The 16358-nt window shown below is 45.8% G+C and carries 26 protein-coding genes and 1 tRNA gene; 16 read left to right on the plus strand and 11 right to left on the minus strand.

The window, feature by feature from the left end; translation table 11 throughout:
- Nucleotides 1-62: 62 nt before the first annotated feature.
- Nucleotides 63-347 (plus strand): DUF427 domain-containing protein, encoded by a 285-nt coding sequence (locus tag CP950_RS01995; protein ID WP_096672172.1) that lies wholly within the window; start codon nt 63-65, stop codon nt 345-347.
- Here the strand turns inward: CP950_RS01995 and CP950_RS02000 are convergent, their stop codons facing one another.
- Nucleotides 348-1367, minus strand: a complete 1020-nt coding sequence (locus CP950_RS02000; RefSeq protein ID WP_096672173.1) for an NAD(P)/FAD-dependent oxidoreductase — start codon at nt 1365-1367, stop codon at nt 348-350.
- A complete protein-coding gene (locus CP950_RS02005) occupies nt 1357-1980 on the minus strand; it encodes an alpha-ketoglutarate-dependent dioxygenase AlkB family protein (protein ID WP_096672174.1) in 624 nt (207 codons plus the stop codon). The genes CP950_RS02000 and CP950_RS02005 overlap by 11 nt, the downstream gene beginning before the upstream one ends.
- 74 nt (nt 1981-2054) lie before the next feature.
- Between CP950_RS02005 and CP950_RS02010 the strand changes: the two genes are divergently transcribed.
- From CP950_RS02010 to CP950_RS02020, 4 genes are read left to right on the plus strand one after another with little or no spacing between them, the layout of a single operon-like run.
- Nucleotides 2055-2453: an MAPEG family protein gene (locus CP950_RS02010; protein ID WP_096672175.1), complete on the plus strand. Its 399-nt coding sequence runs from the start codon at nt 2055-2057 to the stop codon at nt 2451-2453.
- 1 nt (nt 2454) lies between these two features.
- The gene (locus tag CP950_RS02015; RefSeq protein ID WP_096672176.1) at nt 2455-2643 is read left to right on the plus strand and encodes a hypothetical protein; all 189 of its coding nucleotides are present in this window, start codon (nt 2455-2457) and stop codon (nt 2641-2643) included.
- 11 nt (nt 2644-2654) lie between these two features.
- The gene (locus tag CP950_RS09900; protein WP_165766392.1) at nt 2655-2798 is read left to right on the plus strand and encodes a hypothetical protein; all 144 of its coding nucleotides are present in this window, start codon (nt 2655-2657) and stop codon (nt 2796-2798) included.
- A 41-nt stretch (nt 2799-2839) separates the two neighbouring features.
- Entirely contained in the window at nt 2840-3268 is a 429-nt protein-coding gene (locus CP950_RS02020; RefSeq protein WP_096672177.1) for a DUF2244 domain-containing protein, read from the plus strand.
- Here CP950_RS02020 and CP950_RS02025 read toward each other — a convergent pair.
- Complete coding sequence (locus CP950_RS02025) at nt 3260-3745, minus strand: hypothetical protein (RefSeq protein WP_096672178.1); 486 nt, start codon at nt 3743-3745, stop codon at nt 3260-3262. The genes CP950_RS02020 and CP950_RS02025 overlap by 9 nt on opposite strands.
- Nucleotides 3746-3835: 90 nt before the next feature.
- Between CP950_RS02025 and CP950_RS02030 the strand changes: the two genes are divergently transcribed.
- On the plus strand, nt 3836-4402 hold the full coding sequence (locus tag CP950_RS02030) for an RrF2 family transcriptional regulator (RefSeq protein WP_165766393.1): 567 nt from the start codon (nt 3836-3838) through the stop codon (nt 4400-4402).
- A gap of 8 nt (nt 4403-4410) precedes the next feature.
- On the opposite strand, the gene CP950_RS02035 is transcribed toward CP950_RS02030, so the two are convergent.
- Nucleotides 4411-4752 (minus strand): HNH endonuclease signature motif containing protein, encoded by a 342-nt coding sequence (locus CP950_RS02035; protein ID WP_207760175.1) that lies wholly within the window; start codon nt 4750-4752, stop codon nt 4411-4413.
- A 56-nt stretch (nt 4753-4808) separates the two neighbouring features.
- Here CP950_RS02035 and CP950_RS02040 point away from each other — a divergent pair, with 56 nt between their 5' ends.
- The 3 genes from CP950_RS02040 to CP950_RS02050 are packed head-to-tail and all read left to right on the plus strand — an operon-like array spanning nt 4809 to nt 6774.
- The gene (locus CP950_RS02040) at nt 4809-5078 is read left to right on the plus strand and encodes a TIGR03643 family protein (protein ID WP_207760176.1); all 270 of its coding nucleotides are present in this window, start codon (nt 4809-4811) and stop codon (nt 5076-5078) included.
- Complete coding sequence (locus CP950_RS02045; RefSeq protein ID WP_096672181.1) at nt 5075-6610, plus strand: cryptochrome/photolyase family protein; 1536 nt, start codon at nt 5075-5077, stop codon at nt 6608-6610. Before CP950_RS02040 ends, CP950_RS02045 begins: the two co-directional genes overlap by 4 nt.
- 11 nt (nt 6611-6621) lie before the next feature.
- Nucleotides 6622-6774 carry a DUF2256 domain-containing protein gene (locus CP950_RS02050; protein ID WP_096672182.1) on the plus strand — a complete coding sequence of 51 codons (153 nt, stop codon included), beginning with the start codon at nt 6622-6624 and terminating at the stop codon, nt 6772-6774.
- A 33-nt stretch (nt 6775-6807) separates the two neighbouring features.
- Here CP950_RS02050 and CP950_RS02055 read toward each other — a convergent pair whose 3' ends face one another.
- From CP950_RS02055 to CP950_RS02070, 4 genes are all read right to left on the minus strand, one after another.
- Complete coding sequence (locus CP950_RS02055) at nt 6808-7377, minus strand: YceI family protein (RefSeq protein WP_243391885.1); 570 nt, start codon at nt 7375-7377, stop codon at nt 6808-6810.
- A gap of 21 nt (nt 7378-7398) precedes the next feature.
- Nucleotides 7399-7473: transfer RNA gene (locus tag CP950_RS02060), tRNA-Cys, on the minus strand.
- Between the two features lie 32 nt (nt 7474-7505).
- A complete protein-coding gene (locus CP950_RS02065; protein WP_096672183.1) occupies nt 7506-8552 on the minus strand; it encodes an NAD(P)-dependent alcohol dehydrogenase in 1047 nt (348 codons plus the stop codon).
- A 153-nt stretch (nt 8553-8705) separates the two neighbouring features.
- Nucleotides 8706-9881 carry an MFS transporter gene (locus CP950_RS02070; RefSeq protein ID WP_096672184.1) on the minus strand — a complete coding sequence of 392 codons (1176 nt, stop codon included), beginning with the start codon at nt 9879-9881 and terminating at the stop codon, nt 8706-8708.
- Nucleotides 9882-9988: 107 nt separating this feature from the next.
- On the opposite strand from CP950_RS02070, the gene CP950_RS02075 reads away from it, so the two are divergent.
- Entirely contained in the window at nt 9989-10615 is a 627-nt protein-coding gene (locus tag CP950_RS02075) for a lipid-binding SYLF domain-containing protein (RefSeq protein WP_096672185.1), read from the plus strand.
- A 20-nt stretch (nt 10616-10635) separates the two neighbouring features.
- Here CP950_RS02075 and CP950_RS02080 read toward each other — a convergent pair whose 3' ends face one another.
- From CP950_RS02080 to CP950_RS02090, 3 genes are read right to left on the minus strand one after another with little or no spacing between them, the layout of a single operon-like run.
- Complete coding sequence (locus CP950_RS02080) at nt 10636-11547, minus strand: histone deacetylase family protein (protein WP_207760177.1); 912 nt, start codon at nt 11545-11547, stop codon at nt 10636-10638.
- A 10-nt stretch (nt 11548-11557) separates the two neighbouring features.
- Nucleotides 11558-11926: a DUF2237 family protein gene (locus CP950_RS02085; RefSeq protein WP_096672186.1), complete on the minus strand. Its 369-nt coding sequence runs from the start codon at nt 11924-11926 to the stop codon at nt 11558-11560.
- A gap of 34 nt (nt 11927-11960) precedes the next feature.
- Nucleotides 11961-12578, minus strand: a complete 618-nt coding sequence (locus CP950_RS02090; protein ID WP_243391886.1) for an SDR family oxidoreductase — start codon at nt 12576-12578, stop codon at nt 11961-11963.
- A gap of 136 nt (nt 12579-12714) precedes the next feature.
- On the opposite strand from CP950_RS02090, the gene CP950_RS02095 reads away from it, so the two are divergent.
- The 6 genes from CP950_RS02095 (at nt 12715) to CP950_RS02120 (ending at nt 16285) form a co-directional block, all read left to right on the plus strand.
- Nucleotides 12715-13131, plus strand: a complete 417-nt coding sequence (locus CP950_RS02095; RefSeq protein WP_096672188.1) for a thiol-disulfide oxidoreductase DCC family protein — start codon at nt 12715-12717, stop codon at nt 13129-13131.
- The gene (locus CP950_RS02100) at nt 13128-13670 is read left to right on the plus strand and encodes a chalcone isomerase family protein (protein WP_243391887.1); all 543 of its coding nucleotides are present in this window, start codon (nt 13128-13130) and stop codon (nt 13668-13670) included. The genes CP950_RS02095 and CP950_RS02100 overlap by 4 nt, the downstream gene beginning before the upstream one ends.
- Nucleotides 13671-13692: 22 nt before the next feature.
- Nucleotides 13693-14244, plus strand: a complete 552-nt coding sequence (locus CP950_RS02105) for a DUF3833 domain-containing protein (protein WP_419185556.1) — start codon at nt 13693-13695, stop codon at nt 14242-14244.
- Between the two features lie 72 nt (nt 14245-14316).
- Nucleotides 14317-14763 (plus strand): DUF2452 domain-containing protein, encoded by a 447-nt coding sequence (locus CP950_RS02110; protein WP_096672189.1) that lies wholly within the window; start codon nt 14317-14319, stop codon nt 14761-14763.
- A 56-nt stretch (nt 14764-14819) separates the two neighbouring features.
- A complete protein-coding gene (locus CP950_RS02115; protein ID WP_096672190.1) occupies nt 14820-15800 on the plus strand; it encodes a quinone oxidoreductase family protein in 981 nt (326 codons plus the stop codon).
- Nucleotides 15801-15874: 74 nt separating this feature from the next.
- Entirely contained in the window at nt 15875-16285 is a 411-nt protein-coding gene (locus tag CP950_RS02120) for a peptidase associated/transthyretin-like domain-containing protein (RefSeq protein WP_096672415.1), read from the plus strand.
- Nucleotides 16286-16358 lie beyond the last annotated feature (73 nt).

Here is a 16358-nt window from a genome sequence, read left to right on the forward strand (position 1 = left end):
ACTCTTTATACAACATAAAAGTTCAATTTGCTTTATTCTGATTCTTATAAATAGGAGGCTTTATGAAAGCAATTTGGAATGGTCAAGTGATAGCAAATTCGAACGAGACGGTAGTTGTGGAAGGTAATCATTACTTTCCTCCTGCTAGCCTAACCGAGCAATTTTTTAAGAAATCCACTAAAACGACCTCCTGCCCTTGGAAGGGTACTGCGAATTACTATGATGTCGAGGTGGATGGGCAATCAAATAAAGATGCTGCTTGGTACTATGCTGAGCCAAAATCAGCGGCGAATAATATTGCAGGCTATATTGCCTTCTGGAGAGGCGTAGAAGTAGTAGAGGGCTAACTAAGGACTGCTGTGGCTTAGATGGAGTCTGTGGGCTAACTCTAAGCCGCTTAGCCAAGCCCCCTCAACCCTGCCACCATTAAGCCAGTCACCACAAAGGCCAAGGTGAGCCTCTATAGAAAGATGGCACACTGGAGACGGATCAAGGCTGCCGCTAGCATAGCGCCATCGCTGCGCGCTTGTCTGTGCCCCCTGACAATCAAAGCCAATGCTTTTTGCGCTTCTCAAAAGCTCTGCAGTTGCTTCCTCAGCAGTGAGCTCCACATTTTTCTGACTCCACTGGGGAGTGGCATGAATTACCCATGATTCCAAGCCCACTCGTTCAGGTTTGGAATTATTTCTACAAATCCAGCTTAAGCGCTCATGGTTAATGAAGGCGGCATCATAGGGCAGGTCCATTTTCTTTTCAAAGCGGGCCATGACAGTCCAGCACGCTTGCATGTGAACAGATTGCGCTAAGTTCTTAATGCGCTGATCGTGGCTAGCTGCCAATGCTTCAGCCTGCGGGGCTGGAACGGCTATCAACACGTAATCATAGATGGCGGGTATTTCACCAGACTCTGCGCTGTGTATATGCCAGCCATCTGCTCTGCGCTCGATTTGATTAATGGTTGTGTTTAAACGCACAGACAAATTGCTGGCGATATATTTTCCTGGCGAGGTCATCTCTGGAATGCCGACGTAACGCTTATCTTGAGAGCCACTATCGCGCCAATGTCCTTCTTCATAGACTTTTAAATGGGGCTGCCAAAGACTAAGTACTTCCGCTTGTATCCAGCGTTCTACCTCTTTTATAAAACGGGGATCTCTGGCGGTAAAGTACTGTGCGCCATGATCTGCAGCCCACCCTTCGCCACGCCGCGTACTCATGCGTCCACTGGTACCACGACTTTTATCGAATATCTCAACTGCATACCCAAACTCCTTTAATTTAGCCGCACAGCTCAGGCCAGCAATTCCGGCACCAATGACAGCAATGTTGGGAAGTTTTTTAATCAAGGAGGGCTTGCTAAGAGACATCACGTATTTTTCTAAAGGTGAGATTAATTCGAGGGGTTTGGACGGTTGTAGTTTTAAGAAGAGCGTGATGCCAGAATTGTTGTGTGGGCGGGTGCATCAACAGTAAGCTGCCATTTTCTAAAAAGAGGGAGGCGGTGGTTTTATCTTGCTTATGCCTGAAGGCAAATTTGCGGGTACTACCGAGGCTGAGAGAGGCGATTGGCGATTGGTATTCCAGCTCTTTTTCATCATCACTATGCCAGCCCATGCCGTCTTTGCCATCATGGTAGAAATTCAGTAAGCAGGCATTAAATTGACAGGAGGCAATAGCTTCAAGCTTTGCCTTGACGCGCAAAATTTCGGGAGTCCATGCTTGAGGGTGCCTCAGCACTCCAGAATAGGTGTAGGTGCAATCTGGATCGCCTACCCAAACTACCTTTCTGCGGGTGGTAACAGCTTGTCCAAACATCTTTAGATGATCCGGCTGCCATGGTAAAGACGCCTCTAACGCCTCAAAAAGGGCGTTCGCTTGCGTTTCGTCAAATAGACCTGGCAGGTATTGTGCGCAACCATCTTTGGGCAAAAGGTTTAGGACGAGATCGGATGGATTGCTGTCAAAGAGTTTGGTTTGCATGCAATGGTTCGTCAGCAATATTTCAATAAAAACCCTAGAATAGCCTTAATTCACTTCTGACAACACTTCTGTTTATGCACAATTATCTTTACGCTTCTTTAATCACCCTCCTAACGGTTGTTTTGATGTTCGGCATTACCTTCAACGTTGGCAGAGCGCGAGGGAAGTATCAGGTCAAGGCACCAGCGATTTCTGGGCATGAGCTGTTTGAGAGAGCCTACCGAATTCAATTAAATACCATCGAAAATGTGCTGATGTTTTTGCCAGCCCTTTGGCTGTATGCGATTTTTATCGGTGATAAGGGGGCTGGTGACTCCGGAGTTATTTGGCTGATAGCGAGAGTTTGGTATGCGATTGCCTATCAAGTAAATCCCGCTAAACGTGGCCTTGGATTTCTGATTTCCATTATTGTGATTGCTGGACTTTGGCTCGGTGCCGCCTACGGTATTTTTAACGCATATGCGAGGGGATGAAATGACACAATCTAAAGTGCCCTGTTGTGGATCTGGCGTCTGCATTGTCAATGACCAGGGTGAGTGCTGGTGTGGTCAAGTATGGGACGGCAGCAAAATGGTTGCACCGCCATTACGATCGGCCACGGCTCTAGATACAACAATAGAAACTACAGTAGCAAATAACGATTCTCAAGAACAAGTTCGATAGGTAAAGACAAGATGATTAAAAAAGTCCGTATTAAATTGGCACGTTGGATATTAGGAAACCATTGCGCTTGCTATCAGATGGGCTACCACCCTATGGTTGACTTTCAAAAGCGCAGTCAAGAGCAGATGGCGGCAGCGAAAAATAAGTCAGCCTAACTCAATAGCTCAATTAAATGTAGGGCCGTGAATAGGGCGCGATGAAAACTTGGTTAATGAAGCGCAATTGCTCGCTCACTCCAAGGCGATTGATTCAGTTTTACGCTGTGTTAGTGGGCTTTTCTCTTGCGGTAGCTATTGGCTTTCTGATTGTTGGCGTATGGATGGTCCTCATATTTACCTTCATCGAATTAACTGCGGTCACTCTAGGTTTTTTGATTTATTCCCGACATGCGTTGGATTTTGAAGAAATAAAAATCGATGGCGCGGTGCTAACTATCACTCGATTTATTGGCTCCAAGACAGAGCAATTTCAAATGAATGCCCGCTGGACCACTCTCTCTAAGCCCCCTAAAAATCCCAAAGTGTTTGTGCTGACCTGCGCCAATCAGGCTATTGAGTTAGGCCAATTTTTGCGACCAGAACAACAACGAAAACTGTTGTCTGAATTACGGCCCTGGCTAGGGTAGTGATCTAAGCCGCAGGACGACCAAAAACGCCATAAATAGTTGAGTTATGAAGAGTAGTGCTGTGATCAGATTGAGGCTAAGAAAGTACCCCGCCAAGGGTGATGCCATCACCGGCAAGCCATCGCTTAGCGCAAACTCTCGCAGATAATCCATTCGTGGAATTAAGGCAATGCTGGGGATGGCTGAGCAAAGTAAGAGGCCCAATAAAGGCGCGCGCACTCTTTTGTAAATAGGTAGCTGCCTTTTAACCAGTAGATTAGCAAACCCCAAAAGAATAAAGCTCAACAAGACGGCTAAATACGACATTTTCTGCATGATGATGTGAATCAACATGCCAGCAGCTTGACTGTCATAAATGGCCCAATAAATTACAGCAAATGAAGTAGCTTGCCCAATTAAGTTACCCAGTAGCAATATAGCTGCGAGGTAAATGAAGCGCATTGTCAGGGTATAGGCGTGGGTTTGAATTTCAACCATTAAAAAATAAGGGTATTGATCATTTCTGGGCACATGTAGGTGGCTTATTTGATATTAATACAAAAGAGCCTTCCAACATATAATTGAATTGTGAATATTCCTAAATCAGTCCACATCGCTATAGATGCTTTGATTGACATTGCACTTAATTCAAGAGCGGGTATCCCTGTCGCCATTCGAGAGGTTGCCAAGCGCCAACAAGTTTCCTTAAGTTACCTTGAGGAGCTCATTGCAGCCTTAAAATCTGCTAATTTAGTCCAAAGTATTCGCGGCAGAAATGGGGGATATTTATTGGCAGCATTGCCCGAGCAGATTTCGGTTGGCGATATTATTTTGGCGATCAACCCCATTCGCAAGCGCAAGATCGTGCTGACTAATTTGGCGAAGGACTTGCTGCAATCGCTTGAGGACTACCTGAAAGAATGTGTTGCCAATGTCGCACAGGCTCAAGCCACTGAATACTGCTTAAATAGTTTGCAAAACCTAAAGCTGGGGTCACTTTATGAGTGCTATTCTGAATCAGTCAATAAGCTCACGGTGAAACCAAAACTTGATGTGCAGCAGGTATATCTCATTAAACATGAACCTCAAAAACATGAATTGCCTACTGGGCCTAATTCTGTCTTTAGCTTCGGCCAGTACTTACTCAAAAACTAAAAACTTTTTTATTTAATGCGGAGACTTTTGGAGGTACGCTGATAAAAGTCATCCGACTTAGTTTGCACCCAGGCAATAAATTTCTGCATATCAGGATGTTCTTTAAGTGACTGGGCTGTATTTAAGCGCCGAGCTAACTCAGTTTCGTTAAATAGGGCATGAATTTGCCGGTGGCAAATCCGATGGAGGTAGGCAGTAGACTTCCCACCCTTAGACTTAGGAATTAAATGGTGGGCGTCCTTTTGCTCGTCAGGAATGACTCTATCGCAGATAGGGCATACCAAATCTTGAATAGTCACTATCCAGCGTGGTTCAGCCTGCGTCAACTTTCTCCGAATTTTGCCGATCATTTTTTGAGCTAGGGTTGGGTGTAGCTAGTTTAGTAAATAAGTCTTAAACTTGCTCGGTGCCAACATCTTTATTACACAGCCTGTCCCCGTCGGAACTTTCTCGCTTAATCGAAATGGCCTGGGAGGATCGAACCCCCTTCGATGCGATTAAACAAAGCTTCGGACTAACGGAGTCCCAAGTCATTGTCATCATGCGAGCGGAGTTAAAGCGCGGCTCATTTGAATTATGGCGCAAGCGCGTTACAGGCAGAGCTACCAAACATGCTGGCTTGCGTAGCAAAGAGGTGACTCGTGCCTACTGCCCAACACAATACAAAAATAAATGAGTAAACCCAAAAAACTGATCTTGATCCTGGGCGATCAGCTCGATCTTCAGAGCTCGGCTTTGAGTGGGTTTGATGCCAAAGTGGATCAGATCATCATGATTGAGTCTGCCCATGAAGCAAATTACGTTTGGTCTCATAAGGCCAGAATTGCCTTATTTTTGTCGGCCATGCGTCACTTTGCTAAGGCATTAGAGGATCTAAAGTACCCGCTGACTTACGTCAAAGAATCAACCGAGTCCTTAGTAGATGAGTTACGCAAGCATGTATTGAAAAAGAAAATCACGCACTTGATCTGTGTGGAGCCTGGCGAATGGCGCCTAAAACAGGCGATAGAAACTCTGGCTACTGATTTGGATTTGAGTCTAGATATGCGCGAGGATGAGCACTTCTTTTGCTCACGTCAGACCTTCCTAGATTGGACTGCTAATAAGAAAGAATTAAGACTCGAGTATTTTTATCGGCTCATGCGCAAGACCTACGGGATTTTAGTAGACGCTGAAGGCAATCCCGAAGGTGGTCAGTGGAATTTTGATCGCGATAATCGCAAGCCCTATCCCAAGAAGGGTCCGGGCATTATTGAACCGCCAGCAGCATTTGAACCTGATGAGCTTACTCAAGAGGTATTGGCCTATGTTGGCAAGACTTACCACTCGCACCCAGGCTCTTTAGAACACTTTCAATGGGCAGTGACCCGAAAACACGCTTTGGAGGCACTTCATTATTTTATGGAATATCGCCTGCGCAACTTCGGTATTTATGAAGATGCAATGTGGACAGAAACCCCCTTTGGTTGGCACTCCATGCTGTCGAGTGCCCTGAACCTTAAATTACTCAATCCACGCGAGGTTATTGACGCAGCGCTGGTGTCTTGGAAAAAACATGATTTAGATTTATCCACGGTCGAAGGCTTTATTCGGCAAATACTGGGTTGGAGAGAATTTGTACGTGGCATGTATTACCTAGACATGCCACAGATGGCGCAAGATAATTATTATCGCCATGAACGCGCCTTACCAAAATGGTACTGGACCGGAAATACAAAAATGGCTTGCATGAAAGACGCCATAGGTCAGACTTTGAAGTATGGCTACGCACATCATATTCAGCGCCTGATGGTTACTGGAAACTTTGCGCTTCTCGCTGAAATTTTGCCAAGCGAGGTATGTGATTGGTATTTGGCTGTGTATATAGATGCGATTGAATGGGTAGAGCTACCGAATACAGCTGGAATGGCACTATTTGCGAGCGGCGGACGCTTCACTAGCAAGCCTTATGTGGCAAGCGGGGCATACATTAAGCGGATGAGTAACTACTGCAACTCCTGCCAATATAAGCCGGATATTCGCTTTGGTGAAACGGCCTGTCCAATCACTACGCTATATTGGAATTTTTTAATGAAGCACCGCACACAATTTGATGCCAATCCCCGAACCCGTTTAATGACAGCTAATTTGAATAAAATTAGCGCTGAGGATCAAACCGCTATTGCCTTACATGCACAGGCTATTTTTCAGCACATCGAAGAAATTTAAGGGAGGGCTTTATGGCTAGCAGTTTTAAAGGCAATAAAAGTTTCTTACCAAGTAAAATTTGCGTTGTGTGTAAAAAAGAAATGACTTGGAGAAAGTCATGGGAAAAAAATTGGGAGTCCGTGAAGTACTGCTCCGATGCTTGCAGAAAAAAGAAGCAAGCCTAAACAGTCCGCCAAATCAAACTTAGTAAAACTGGCTTACTGTCTTGAAGCCTCAATCACAATATTCAGCGCTACCTCATCTCCAACAAAAGGAGTGTACTTGCCCATATTAAAATCTGAGCGCTTTAATTTTGCAGTAGCATTTGCTCCACAAGTATAGGCAAAGGTAATCAAGTTGCGTGCGCAAGCAAATTTAGCAACGTCAACGGTGATGGGCTTGGTGATGCCTTTAATTGTAAGTTCACCTTGGATGGTGGATATTCCATCAACGTTGAAGGCAATATTGTCAGATTTAAAGGTGGCGGTTGGAAACGTTTCTGTTGCAAAGAAATCTTCCTCCTGAATGCGCTGATTAAACGTAACTGAACCCGTACTAATCGATTTTGTATCAATGATGATGTCTACTTTCCCGCCGCTCTTATCTTCATTTAATGAGATGGTGCCGGTAACGTGATCAAAACGACTTGTTTGAACAGAGTAGCTCAAGTGTTGATAGCTCAAGCTCACAAAAGTATGTTCTGGGTCGGCGGCAAACACTTCCACGGTCTGAGCTAAGGCAGAAAGACTGCCGATCATTAATAAGAAACCTAGGAGCTTGATTTTCACATTTGTGCTCTCAATAGTAAATGGAGGCGGAAGCCTAGAATCGAACTAGGGTAATAAGATTTGCAATCTCACGCATAACCACTCTGCCATTCCGCCAAAACCTTTTTGTGATTTCTAATTTCGGTGCATTAGCTCAAGCTATGCATATCAATGACAAAGCGATATTTAACATCGCTTTTTAACATCCGCTCGTAAGCATGATTGATTTCATCCATCTTAATGAGCTCAATGTCTGAAACGATTTGATGCTTCCCGCAAAAATCAAGCATTTCTTGGGTTTCTTTAATTCCGCCAACCAATGAGCCAGCCACACTTTTTCTACCGAAAATGAGCGGTCCTGTATTTAGCTCTGCCACAGGTCCAACGCAACCCACGATACACATGGTGCCATCTACCTTTAAAAGATTCATGTATTGGTTATAGTCATGAGGTACTGGAATGGTGTTTAGCAAAAAATCAAATTGATTTGCCATGGCAGCAACTGCTTCCGTATCGGTAGAGATCAGCACTTCATCGGCACCCAGCCTCATGGCGTCGGCTGCTTTATTTTTGGAGGTCGTGATCATGACAGTTTTTGCGCCCATAGCATGCGATAGCTTCACACCCATGTGACCTAGACCCCCTAGGCCAATGATGCCAACCGTCATGCCAGGCTTTACACCCCAATGCATCAGAGGGGAGTAGGTGGTGATGCCTGCGCAAAGTAAAGGCGCGGCACCAGCCGGATCAAGACCGGAAGGCAGCGTGAGTACAAAATGCTCATCGACCACAATATCTTTTGAATATCCGCCGTAAGTAAAGCCACCGGGATCCTTAGAGGGGCTTCCATAAGTTGCGGTAAAGCCATTAAGGCAGTATTGCTCTAAATCTGCTTTGCAAGATGAGCAAGTGTGGCAAGAATTCACGAAGCAGCCAACAGCAACTTGCTGGCCTAGCTTCAGGTGATGTACTGAAGACCCAAGGGCAGTTACTTTGCCAACGATCTCATGACCTGGAACGACGGGATAGTTCGTCATACCCCAATCATTTTTTGCATAGTGAATGTCGGTGTGGCAAACGCCGCAATATTCAATCGCAATCTGCACATCCTTAGGACCGACATCCCTGCGCTCAATTTTGAGGGGAGCTAAGGGTGACGCGGCTGATTGAGCAGCATAACTGGAAGTGGATGACATTTTCATCTCCTAATAAGGTTGGCCCATGCTAAACCATGAGTATGAATTTTTTATTGCAAGAACCCGCAAAAAGCAATGCACCGCGCGGAGAGGAGTTGGCGGAGCATTATTGCACTTTTGACAATACTCTTTAAATTAGAACTTGCAGTGTTTTTATTCTGTCAAATAGAAGAGAAACACCAAGGCTGGAAAAGCGCAGCCAATCCACGTAACTAAATTCCACCCGCCAGTAAGATACGCGATGCTGGCAATTGCCGAACCGACTGCACCACCTGCAAAGAAAATAGCCATGTACAGGGCATTTAAGCGACTGCGAATTTCTGGGCCGAGTGAATAGATTGCACGCTGCCCAAGGACAACATTACCCTGCACGCCAAAATCCAGCAGCACTCCAGCGATGACAAGGGCAGTTAAAGATCCTGCACCACCAAGCTTGGCTAAGAAGAAGGCAAGGAAAACTACCCCTATGGCTACTCCAGTGGCGATTTTGGTATAGCCTTTATCTGCTAAACGCCCAGCAATTGGGGCGGCTAAGACACCTAAAGCACCTGCCAAAGCAAAAAGGGCGATACCTCGTTGCGATAGATTAAATTCAGGACCAGACAGCAAAATAGGTACAGTGGTCCAAAAGAGGGTGAAGGAGGCAAACAGCGCCGCTTGATAGAGCGCGCGTCGCCGCAAAATTGGCGTATCCCTTAGCAAAGGTAAGAGGGAGGCAATTAATGAAAAGTAATGATGATGAGATTGAGGTTTACGAGCGGGCAGCAAAAACCACAAGAGGAGGGTAAGCATCATTAAAAGGCTAGCCGATACCCCGAAAACGGCGCGCCAACCAAATGTGTACGCAATGAGACTCGCTAGCGGCCTAGATAGCATGATTCCCAATAGCAAGCCGCTCATGATATTTCCTACCGTACGCCCACGATTTTTTTCTGGGGAAATATGCGCGGCAATGGGAATCAGCATTTGCACTGCCACCGAACCAACCCCAATCAATAGTGAGCCCAAGAGAAACCAAGCGGCATTTGGCGCCAGACCAGTCATGAAGAGGGCGAGAATTGCGCCGCACAACGTCATGAGAATCAACCGACGGTTTTCAACAAGATCTCCTAGGGGCACCAATAAGATTAATCCAGCGCAATAGCCCAGTTGAGTGAGAGTCACAATCATGCTGGCGAGGGAGTCGCTTAAACCAATTTCGGGAGCGATTAGACCGATGAGCGGCTGGGAATAATAGAGATTCGCAACGATTAATCCACACGAGCACGCGAACAGAAAAACCATCCATCTAGGCATGTGGGTCGTCGTTGGGGTGTGATGCAGGCTCATAAAAAGTAATCGTGTGAATGGCTATGTTGCTCAGTTCGTCAGGTAGAATTTAAACATAGTAATTTTTTTGAATCATTAATTTCTTTTCTTTGAAAACTGATCCCAGAATGAAAAAATCTTTAGCCTTCGTTTTCTCAGCCATATTGATGCTCTGCCTTCTTCAAGGCTGTCAAAGCACTGGCAAGGATGGCAAGCCCTTAACAGGCACTCAGATTAATCAGCAGCGGACTGCTACTCTGCAAATGGCTACCACCGGATTGGATGCCTTAATTAAGCAAAACCCGAAGATTCAAAAAGAGATTGATGATGCGCCAGGCTATGCGGTATTTAGCGCTAAAAACTACAACATCGTTCTTTTAGTAGTGGCTCGTGGTGAAGGAGTTTTATACGATAAGCGTCGTAAAGAGCCGGTTTTTATGGAGGCTATGAAAACAGGTGAGGGCGTGGGAGTCGGTTATCAGAATCAATACCAGATCATTATCTTCAAGACTACCTCTGCGATCGACCAATTTTTACTGACATCGATTGGTGGGCAGCAAGGGGGTATCGATGTGGATGCAAACTTCTCCGCAGGACCTGGCGGAACTGTGCGCTCCTTTAATCCAAATATTACAATTTACACGGTTGGTATATCTGGATATGACTTGCAAGCCAATTATGGGGGCACGCTTTATTACGTTGATGAACAACTCAACGACGCTGCTACTCTGAATAGCCTACCTAAAAAGCAATAATTTATTTTCAGTCGCTCGCCTCACGGCTTGCGCCTTAGTAACCCTTGAAACCTTGCGGCGGTTTCAATAGTCTGCAAATGGATGTCTACGGTTGCTAATATTTCTTTGCCGTAACCGCCGGCCATCGAGAATGCGATGGGAACTTGCCGATCAAACCCATATTGAAAAATCGCCTCATCTCGGCAGCGCATGCCTTCCTTACTAAGATTGAGTCGACCTAGTCGGTCGTCTTCGTGGGGATCTGCACCGGCTAAGTAAATAATGGCATTGGGTTTAAAGCGGTCGTCAATTTGATCCAAGGCCCCGTTCAAGGCTTTTAAATATGTCTGATCATCACATCTGTCTAGTAGCCCAATATCTAAATCACTGCGCTCCTTATCAAAGGGAAAATTATTTTCGCCATGTAGGGAGCAGGTAAAAATAGAAGCATCATTTATTAATATGCTGGCAGTACCATTTCCTTGATGTACATCCAAATCAATAATTGCAATACGGAAATGGGGGCTCACTTCTTTTTGTAAAGTCCGAGCCGCAATAACCGAGTCATTAAAGACGCAGAAACCGCTTCCCCGCGCACGATAAGCGTGATGCGTGCCACCAGCAAGATTTGCAGCCAGCCCGTCATGAAGGGCTGCCTGAGCTGCGGCTAGGGTCGCACCAGCAGATCTGCGTGAGCGCTCGACCATTTGCTCGCTCCACGGGAAGCCAATATCCTTTTGCTCTTGTGCGCTGAGCTTACCCTGAATTACTTTTATCAAATACGCTGGGTCGTGGGCATACAAGATTTGTGTGTCGGTGGCCGCAGGCGCTTCCACCAATTGAACTTCTTCCAAAGCCTCAACTGCATTTCTTAGGAGAGCATATTTCTCCATGGGGAAGCGATGCCCCGTTGGTAAAGGTAGTACAAAATGATCGCTATAAAAAGCCTTCAAACAAGCACCCTTAGATAGCGTATTTCTGGAGTTCAGTTAGCGGGACAGTTTCAAGCGCCTTAATGTGTGTGCTCTCTAATTTAATCATCGGCGCACAGCCTGCTTCAAGTGCTTCAACCCAGCGCTTAACGCACAAACACCATTGATCTCCCATAACAAGACCTGAAAAGCGGTATTCTGGTCTGGGAGTAATCAGGTCATTACCTCGCTTTAGGCTAAATTGTAAAAAATCATTCGTTACTACCGCACACACTAAGTGGCTACCCACATCTTCGGCGTTGGTTTTGCAGCAACCATCTCTGAAAAAGCCAGTTAAGGGATCAAATGAGCAGGCTACTAGCGGCTGACCTAGAACATTCAGGGCGATTTCATTAGGCATGGTGCAATGTACTTTCTAAATAAAGTGGATCAATTTACCAGGGGAGTCGTTCACCCGAGTATGTAATAAAGGTGCCGCTATCTTCCTTGTTTAGTGAGTTAATCACACTCAACATGTCTCCGGCTGCATCCAAGGCGGGCCTACCAATTTGCTCCCCACGAAAGGGTTTGGAAAGATGGGAATTGACGGTACCAGGGTGCATGGCAACTAAAACCGTATTTGGCTTAGTTCTTGCGAATTCGATGGCCGTAGTTTTGATAAGCATATTCAGCGCAGCTTTGGACGCTCGGTAGCTATACCACCCGCCGAGGCGGTTGTCGGTAATGCTGCCCACTTTAGCGGAAAGAATTGCCATGGTGCTGGACTCGGGGTCAAGTAAGCCCGCAAAATATTTCAGAGTGAGTGCTGGCCCGATCGCGTTGATCTGCATAAGCTTACTGAGTTGCTCCGCGTTCAGATCCTGTAACCTTTTCTCCGGCATCCACTCCTCACTGTGGAGTATCCCAATGGTATTGATAATGAGATGAAAGGGCGCGTGCGTAGATAGTACTTGGGCTGCCAACTCAATTGAGGATAGATCCTCATAATCAATCGGGATTTCAGAGTGGCGATGAATCCCTGTGACGGAGGCACAATTTGGATCATTTTGCAAAAGCGCTAGAAAAGCGGATCCGATGGTTCCTGAAGAGCCTATAAGTAATGCGCGAAATGGATTAGGGGGCAATGGGGTCGATATCTTTTAAATTTATATATCAACTAGTTTATTGAATAAGTCTTAAACTTGTTGAATGATTTCCCAATTGCCAAAACTCACTCTTTTTTATGATGGGTCATGCCCTTTGTGCCAGGCAGAAATTCTTTTTCTTTCCGGACGCAATCAAGCCAAATTATTGGAATTCGTGGATGTTCATTCTTCGGAGTACCGGCCTGAGCTCATCGGACTCTCCTGCGAAAAAGCCCTTGCTTCTATGTATGGGCAATTCAGTGATGGCACCCTAATTAATGGAGTGCCTGTTTTTTCAGCTGCATATAGCAGGGCTAACCTACCCTTTTTAGCTTGGCTTTTTTCTAGAAAGCTGCTGATGCCTATCTTGAATGGCGGCTACTACTTATTCGCTAAAAACCGGCATGCTATTTCCAAGTGGTTTGGGCCACCAGCATTATGGATGGCGCACACGTTTTCTAACGCAAGAGGCAGGAAGTGAGTATTCCAAAGCAATTACTTGCCATTGCACTGTTGGCAATCAGCATGACTATTTCTGCCGAGCCCCTTCATCTCGCAACTGAAACTCAGTCATTGGGTTTGCAAGGCGCTGGTAAGTTAACCTTTTTTGGATTGCATATTTACGACGCCGCTTTTTATCGCGGTGTTAAGAATTCAGCAACCGATTTCGCTTTGGATGTACGTTATCAAAAGTCTTTATCAGGCACAACCATTGCCAACAGAGCTGCAGAGGAAATGAAAAAGCAAGGGGTGGCTGAGCCGCAAGCGGCTAACTGGGGTAAACAGATGGCAGGTTTTTTCCCTAACGTGGAGCCTGGTCAAAGCTTAACAGCCATTTATAGCGCCACACAAGGCACTACTTTTCTGTTCGAGGGGAAGAAGATTGCAGTCGTTCCAGGCAATGATTTTGCTAAAGCTTTTTTTGGAATTTGGTTGGATTCAAACACGAGCGTGCCAAAGTTAAGGGCATCATTATTAGGGCAAGGTTGTCCACCCCCACTCATTGGTGAGGGTTGTTAGTATTTCTTTGAAGGAAGCGGCAATGAAAAAAATGAGAATTTTGCGGTGCTTGCTTGGTGGCATTTTCCTGCTGAGTCTATTGGCTTGTTCATCGCCAACCGTAACGCAATACGCCGCAGAAAAACCCACCCTTGACTTGAGTGAGTACTTTAATGGCACACTCGATGCCTATGGCATGTTTACCGACCGCAGTGGAGCAGTTCAGAAGCGTTTCACAGTACTCATCAAGGCAAATTGGCGAATGGTTGATGGTAAAAAAACCGGGACATTGGATGAAAGCTTTGAATATGCCGACGGCAGCAAGCAAAAGCGGATTTGGACAATAGTAGAAACATCTCCAGGAAAATACATTGGTACTGCTGATGACGTAGTTGGCCAGGCTCTGGGAGATTCAGCGGGCAATGCTCTAAATTGGACATATACCTTGGCGTTGCCGGTTGAGGGCACTATTTACCATGTGCAATTTAATGACTGGATGTATTTGATCACGCCTAAAGTCATGCTAAATAAGGCAAAAATGAGCAAATTTGGGTTTGACTTGGGTGAAGTAACGCTAAGTTTCTATAAGCGCTAGGGTTGCGCACAGGACTCCTAAATTTATGTCAAACTCTCCCAAGTTATGAAATTGAATGTGGACAGAAGCTAAATGAGAATTGAAGACAAAGATCCGGCCAGACATGCTGGTATTGAATATCCCATGGAAGTGGGAGCCCCGGTCTTCGCCCCCATTAAGGTAGTTGAGGAAAAAGATAAGGCAGTTAATGTCGCACGCCAAAACGCCAAACTTGAATACGATCGCATCATGGAGCAGGCAGAGGTGTTGATGAAGCAAGCGCGGTCGCTTCAGGCCAGACTGGATGCCACGGAAATGGTCCACAGCGCTAAATATGGTTTTAATCCTATTCACGGGAAAACTTATCACCTGTACTACGATGAGCGCAATGCCGTGAATCTACTCATTCAAAATGGACCAAAAGATTGGACCTGCGGTATTCCAGGCGGCTGGACCTATTCTATGGCTGTGAGGAAACTAGGCGATAGTACTTGGGCGATTGTCGAGGACGAGTCTGAGAATGCGCTTACAGTAAGATAAGTGGATAGGTAGATAGGTAGTAAGAAAATATTGAACTAAATAATTAAAGGCTAAATGTGACTACTGCACGAATTGTTAATCTCTCAGAGCTCGGCGATGCCGATGTAATTAAATTAATCGACAAAGAATTGTCAGCTCCTGGTGAGGGCGAGGTACAACTTCGCCAAACAGCGATTGGTTTTAACTTCATCGATGTTTATCAGCGCTCAGGTATTTACCCCTTGGAATTGCCAACTGGCCTTGGTCACGAGGCAGTAGGTGTTGTGGAGGTGCTTGGTGAAGATGTAACGCGCTTCAAAGTAGGCGATCGTGTAATGTATATCAACGCAGGCATTGGCGCTTATGCTAGCGCCCGCAATGTCGCAGTAGATAAATTGGTATCGGTGCCCGCTACGGTTTCCGATGAAGTGGCTGCCGCAGTATTTTTTAAAGCGATGACAGCGCAGTATTTAGTGCAAAAAACCTATCGAGTGAAAGCCGGTGATGTCGTTCTTGTCCATGCAGCGGCTGGTGGTGTAGGTCAAATTTTGGCTGGCTGGGCTAAGTCCTTAGGGGCATTTGTGGTGGGCACGGTGGGCTCTCCAGCGAAGTTTGCGGCAGCTAAAGAGGCTGGGTGTGATGCGGTGGTGGACTACTCGGCAGCTAATTGGGTGGAAGAGGTACTCAAAGCGATGAATGGTCGTAAAGCAAATGTTGTTTACGACTCGGTTGGAAAAACCACTTTCATGGGTTCGCTAGACTGCACAGCGCCGTTCGGTACTGTTGCTCTATTTGGTGCAGCATCTGGCCCCGCCCCAGAAATTCAGCCCGATATCTTGGGCAAGAAGGGTTGCTTGTTCTTAACGAGACCTTCGGTATTTCCGCACAATGCGACTCCTGAGTTGTTACAGGAGAACGCCAAAGCTGTTTTTGATGCAATTGCGGAAGGCCGCATCAAAGTACAAATTGGAGCGCGCTTTACATTGGAGCAAGCGGCTGAGGCACATAAGGCGGCTGAAAGCAGAAAGTTGGTAGGAGCTATTGTGATGACACCTTAATAGGGTGCGTCCAAATATAAGCTCCATCTTTAGTTTTACCCATTGTTTTTAAGGCCATGGCCAAGGAGTTTTCCGTGAGATTAGTTTTGAAGTTATTCATCGCTCTCGGATTGGCCTGTTCTTGCGCCATGTCTTTTGCTCAAATCCCGAACACGCGATCTGCCAATGGTATTTCATACATTACTGGAGGTGTGGGAGAGGGGGAGGCTAAAGCTATTTTGGCAGAACAAAAGCAATGGCCCTTACTGCTAGAGTTTTCTCAACTTGAGAATGGTAAAGGGGTGTGGATATTTGGTGCGATGATTCGCATTACCGACGCTAAGCAACAATTTGTTTTTGATGCGCAGGCAGATGGCCCTTACATGCTGATTAATTTATCGCCGGGTGAGTACGCTCTAAATGCCTCCTATCAAGGTGTTTCTCAAAAACGCACCATCAGCATTAAATCGGATCAAAACCAAAAAATAACTCTTTCTTGGCAATGATCCCAATGACTGAAGGTCAAATCATGAAGCTTTCATTTGACTTCTATCCCTAATTTAGAGGGATTTTCCCCTT

Source organism: Polynucleobacter meluiroseus, from assembly GCF_900205755.1.
GTDB classification, from domain to species: domain Bacteria; phylum Pseudomonadota; class Gammaproteobacteria; order Burkholderiales; family Burkholderiaceae; genus Polynucleobacter; species Polynucleobacter meluiroseus.

Excerpts from the sequence above, each read along its gene's own strand:
- CP950_RS02015 (WP_096672176.1), top strand. The coding sequence starts at position 2,455 with ATGACACAATCTAAAGTGCCCTGTTGTGGATCTGGCGTCTGCATTGTC.
- CP950_RS09900 (WP_165766392.1), top strand. The coding sequence starts at position 2,655 with ATGATTAAAAAAGTCCGTATTAAATTGGCACGTTGGATATTAGGAAAC.
- CP950_RS02000 (WP_096672173.1), bottom strand. The coding sequence starts at position 1,367 with ATGTCTCTTAGCAAGCCCTCCTTGATTAAAAAACTTCCCAACATTGCT.
- CP950_RS02075 (WP_096672185.1), top strand. The coding sequence starts at position 9,989 with ATGAAAAAATCTTTAGCCTTCGTTTTCTCAGCCATATTGATGCTCTGC.
- CP950_RS02110 (WP_096672189.1), top strand. The coding sequence starts at position 14,317 with ATGAGAATTGAAGACAAAGATCCGGCCAGACATGCTGGTATTGAATAT.
- CP950_RS02020 (WP_096672177.1), top strand. The coding sequence starts at position 2,840 with ATGAAAACTTGGTTAATGAAGCGCAATTGCTCGCTCACTCCAAGGCGA.
- CP950_RS02095 (WP_096672188.1), top strand. The coding sequence starts at position 12,715 with ATGATTTCCCAATTGCCAAAACTCACTCTTTTTTATGATGGGTCATGC.
- CP950_RS02065 (WP_096672183.1), bottom strand. The coding sequence starts at position 8,552 with ATGTCATCCACTTCCAGTTATGCTGCTCAATCAGCCGCGTCACCCTTA.
- CP950_RS02045 (WP_096672181.1), top strand. The coding sequence starts at position 5,075 with ATGAGTAAACCCAAAAAACTGATCTTGATCCTGGGCGATCAGCTCGAT.
- CP950_RS02010 (WP_096672175.1), top strand. The coding sequence starts at position 2,055 with ATGCACAATTATCTTTACGCTTCTTTAATCACCCTCCTAACGGTTGTT.
- CP950_RS02050 (WP_096672182.1), top strand. The coding sequence starts at position 6,622 with ATGGCTAGCAGTTTTAAAGGCAATAAAAGTTTCTTACCAAGTAAAATT.
- CP950_RS02105 (WP_419185556.1), top strand. The coding sequence starts at position 13,693 with ATGAAAAAAATGAGAATTTTGCGGTGCTTGCTTGGTGGCATTTTCCTG.
- CP950_RS02005 (WP_096672174.1), bottom strand. The coding sequence starts at position 1,980 with ATGCAAACCAAACTCTTTGACAGCAATCCATCCGATCTCGTCCTAAAC.
- CP950_RS01995 (WP_096672172.1), top strand. The coding sequence starts at position 63 with ATGAAAGCAATTTGGAATGGTCAAGTGATAGCAAATTCGAACGAGACG.
- CP950_RS02025 (WP_096672178.1), bottom strand. The coding sequence starts at position 3,745 with ATGGTTGAAATTCAAACCCACGCCTATACCCTGACAATGCGCTTCATT.
- CP950_RS02035 (WP_207760175.1), bottom strand. The coding sequence starts at position 4,752 with ATGATCGGCAAAATTCGGAGAAAGTTGACGCAGGCTGAACCACGCTGG.
- CP950_RS02070 (WP_096672184.1), bottom strand. The coding sequence starts at position 9,881 with ATGAGCCTGCATCACACCCCAACGACGACCCACATGCCTAGATGGATG.
- CP950_RS02085 (WP_096672186.1), bottom strand. The coding sequence starts at position 11,926 with ATGCCTAATGAAATCGCCCTGAATGTTCTAGGTCAGCCGCTAGTAGCC.